Genomic DNA, 3,833 nt, shown 5'->3' on the forward strand with positions numbered 1-3,833 from the left:
CCGACGTGATCGACCGGCTGATGCGGCTGCTCGCCCCCGGCGGCGCACTCTTCATCGGCGACGTCCGCAACCTGCGACTGCTGCGCCCGCTGGCCACCGCCGTCCAGCTGCACCGCGCCGCCGACGGCACCGACCTGCCCGCGGTCGCCCGCGCCGTCGAGCAGGCCCTGCTGGTGGAGAAGGAACTCCTGGTCGACCCGGACTTCTTCACCGTCCTGCGCGACCGTGACCACGACCATGACCACGACCGCGACGCAGACCTTGGCACCGACATCGGCGCCGTGTCCGTGGAGGTCAAGCGCGGCCGCCACCACAACGAACTGACCCGCTACCGCTATGATGTGACGCTGCACAAGCGGCCGGCCGTTCCGGTCGAGCCGCAGGACCTGACCTGGGGCCGGGACGTCACCGACCTCGCGGACCTGCGCGAATTGCTCGGGCGGCCCGGCACCGGCCCGGTGCGCCTCACCGGGGTCCCCAACCGCCGCGTCGCACGCGAGGCCGACCTGGCCCGGGCGGTGCGGAACGGGGACGGCACGCTCGCCGGGCTGCTGGAGCGGCTGCACGGCCCGGACGGCGGCGGCCTGCCCGACCCGGAGGACTTCCACGCCCTCGCCGAGGACCTCAGCCGCCGGGTGGACCTCACCTGGTCGGCCGACGTGCCCGAAGCCCTCGACGTGCTCCTCACCGACGGAGCGGCGGACGCCCCCGTCGAGGCCTACCGGTCAGTGCGGCAGGCCGGCACCGCACTGTCCTCGCTCACCAACCGCCCGACCGGGAGCCGCACCAGCGGCGCCCTCGTCGGCGAACTGCGCGACCGGCTGCGCGAGCGCCTGCCCGAGTACCTCGTGCCCTCGGCCTTCGTGGTCCTGGACGCGCTGCCGCTGACCGCCAGCGGCAAGCTCGACCGTCGTGCTCTGCCCGCCCCCGACCTGGGGACGGTCGCAGGTGGGCGGGCACCACGCACCCCGCAGGAACAGCTGCTCGCCGAACTCTTCGCCGACCTGCTCGGGCTGCCCCGGGTGGGCGTCGAGGACAGCTTCTTCGACCTCGGCGGGCACTCGCTGCTGGCGACCCGGCTGGCCTCCCGGATCCGGGCCGTCCTCGGCGCCGAGCTGGAGGTCCGTACGCTCTTCGAGCACCCGACCGTGGCCGCCCTGGCGGCCCGCCTCGACGGCTCCGTCACGCAGCGCCCCGCGCTGACCGCCCGGCCGCGCCCCGAGCGGATCCCGCTGTCCTACGCCCAGCGCCGCCTGTGGTTCCTGCACCGCATGGACGGGCCGAGCGCCACCTACAACATGCCGCTCGCGCTGCGCCTGGACGGCCCCCTCGACCGGTCGGCGCTGCGGTCCGCCCTGGCGGACGTGACCGCCCGGCACGAGAGCCTGCGGACCGTCCTGCGCGAGGCGGACGGCGTGCCGTACCAGCTCGTGCTCGGCGCGGCCGACGCGTGCCCGGAGCTCCCGGTGGTCGAGCTCGACGAGACCGAGCTGCGCGGGAACCTCGCGCGCAGTGCCCAGCGCGGCTTCGACCTGGCCGCCGAACCACCGATCAGGGCGGAGCTGTTCGCGCTCGCCCCCGAGCGGCACGTGCTGCTCGTCGTGGTCCACCACATCGCCGGCGACGGCTGGTCGATGGGCCCGCTCTCCCGGGACCTGGCCGCGGCCTACGGGGCCCGCTGCCGGGGCGAGGAACCGGGGTGGTCCGCCCTGCCGGTCCAGTACGCCGACTACACCCTGTGGCAGCGTGACCTGCTCGGCGAGGCCGCCGACCGGGACAGCCTGTTCACCCGGCAACTCGACTACTGGAAAGAGGAGTTGGCCGGTCTGCCGGACCAGGTCCGGCTGCCCGCCGACCGGCCCCGGCCGGCCGAGGCCTCCCAGCGGGGCGGCCGGGTCGGAGTCCGGCTCGACGCAGACCTGCACCGGGAGCTGCGGGACCTGGCCACCGCGCAGGGCGCCAGTATGTTCATGGTGCTCCAGGCGGGCCTCGCGGCCCTGCTCACCCGGCTCGGCGCCGGCACCGACATCCCGATCGGGAGCCCGATCGCGGGCCGTACCGATCAGGCGCTGGACGAGTTGGTCGGGTTCTTCGTCAACACCCTGGTGCTGCGCACCGACACCGGCGGCGACCCGGGCTTCGCCGAACTGGTCGGCCGGGTCCGGCAGCGGGCCCTGGCCGCGTACACCCACCAGGACGTGCCGTTCGAGTACCTGGTCGAGGCCGTCAACCCCACCCGGTCGCTGGCCCACCACCCGCTGTTCCAGGTCATGCTGGCCCTGCAGAACGCGCCGGTCGGCGAGTTCGCCCTGCCAGGCCTGGAGACCTCCTACCTGGAGGCCCCGACCGACACCGCGCGGGTCGACCTGACCGTCAGCCTGGCCGAGCGGTACGGCCCGGACGGAAGCCCGGCGGGTGTGCTCGGCGTGGTCGAGTACGCGACCGACCTGTTCGACCCGGGCACCGTGGAGCGGTTCATCGCCCGCTGGACGCGGCTGCTGCGCGCGGCCGCCGCCGAGCCGGAGCGGCCGATCGGTCGGCTCGACCTGCTGTCCGGGGAGGAGCGGCGCGACCTGCTGGTCGGCTTCAACCGGACCGGCGCCGAGCTGCCCGAGGCCGGCCTGCCGGAGCTGTTCGCCCGCCGGGTGGCGGCCACGCCGGACGCTGTCGCCGTCGTCGCGGGCACGAGCGAACTGACCTACCGGGAGCTCGACCGGCGGGCCAACCGCCTGGCCCGGGCCCTGGTCGGCCAGGGCGTGCGGCCGGAGACCCCGGTGGCGGTGCTGCTGGACCGTTCGGCGGAGCTGGTCGTCGCGATCCTGGCGATCGTCAAGGCGGGCGGCGCCTACGTTCCGCTCGACCCGCGCTTCCCCTCCTCCCGGACCGACCTGATCGTCCGCGAGACCGGCGCCGCGCTGGTGCTCACCGAGGACGTGCTGACCGCGCTGAGCCTGACCGAGCTCGACGACACCGACCCGCAAGTCGGCTGTGATACAAGGCAGTTGGCGTACGTGATGTACACCTCCGGCTCCACCGGCCGACCGAAGGGCGTCGGCGTCACCCACCGGGACGTGGCGGCGCTCGCGCTCGCCCCGTGCTGGCGCGAGGGCGGCCACGAGCGGGTGCTGCTGCACTCGCCCACCGCCTTCGACGCCTCGACGTACGAGTTGTGGGTGCCGCTGCTCGGTGGCGGCCGGGTCGTCGTCGCACCGCCCGGCCGGCTCGACCTCGACCTGCTCGCCGGAGCGGTCACCGGACACGGAGTCACCGGACTGTGGCTGACGGCCGGATTGTTCCGGCTGGTGGCCGAGGAACGGCCGGAGCTGCTCGCCGGCGTCCGCGAGGTGTGGACCGGTGGCGACGTGGTGCCACCGGCGGCCGTCGCCCGGGTCCTGGCGGCCTGCCCGGACATCGCCGTGGTCAACGGCTACGGCCCGACGGAGACCACGACCTTCGGCGCCCACCACCGGGTCCGCGCGCTCCCCGCCCACGCGGCGACCGTGCCGATCGGCCGGCCCATGGCGAACATGCGGGCCTACGTGCTCGACACCGGGCTCCAACCGGTGCCCGCGGGCGTGGCCGGCGAGCTCTACCTCGCCGGGGCGGGCGTGGCCCGCGGCTACCTGGGCCGGCCCGGACTGACGGCCGAGCGGTTCGTCGCATGTCCGTTCGAGGTCGGGGAGCGGATGTACCGCACCGGCGACCTCGCCCGCCGCGGCTCCGACGGCCAGCTGCGGTTCGCCGGCCGCGCCGACGACCAGATCAAGCTGCGCGGCTTCCGGATCGAGCCGGGGGAGATCGAGAGCGCGCTGCGCCGCAGCCCCCTGGTGCGC

General features: G+C 75.0%; 1 protein-coding gene. It reads left to right on the forward strand.

Going from position 1 to position 3,833, the window contains the following annotated elements; translation table 11 throughout:
* Window positions 1-3,833 (forward strand): amino acid adenylation domain-containing protein (locus tag ACFQ87_RS45005; RefSeq protein WP_380616843.1); only part of this gene is annotated, 3,833 nt, incomplete at both ends.

The sequence above is a fragment of the Kitasatospora sp. NPDC056531 genome, from assembly GCF_042794375.1.
Classification (GTDB): Bacteria; Actinomycetota; Actinomycetes; order Streptomycetales; family Streptomycetaceae; genus Kitasatospora.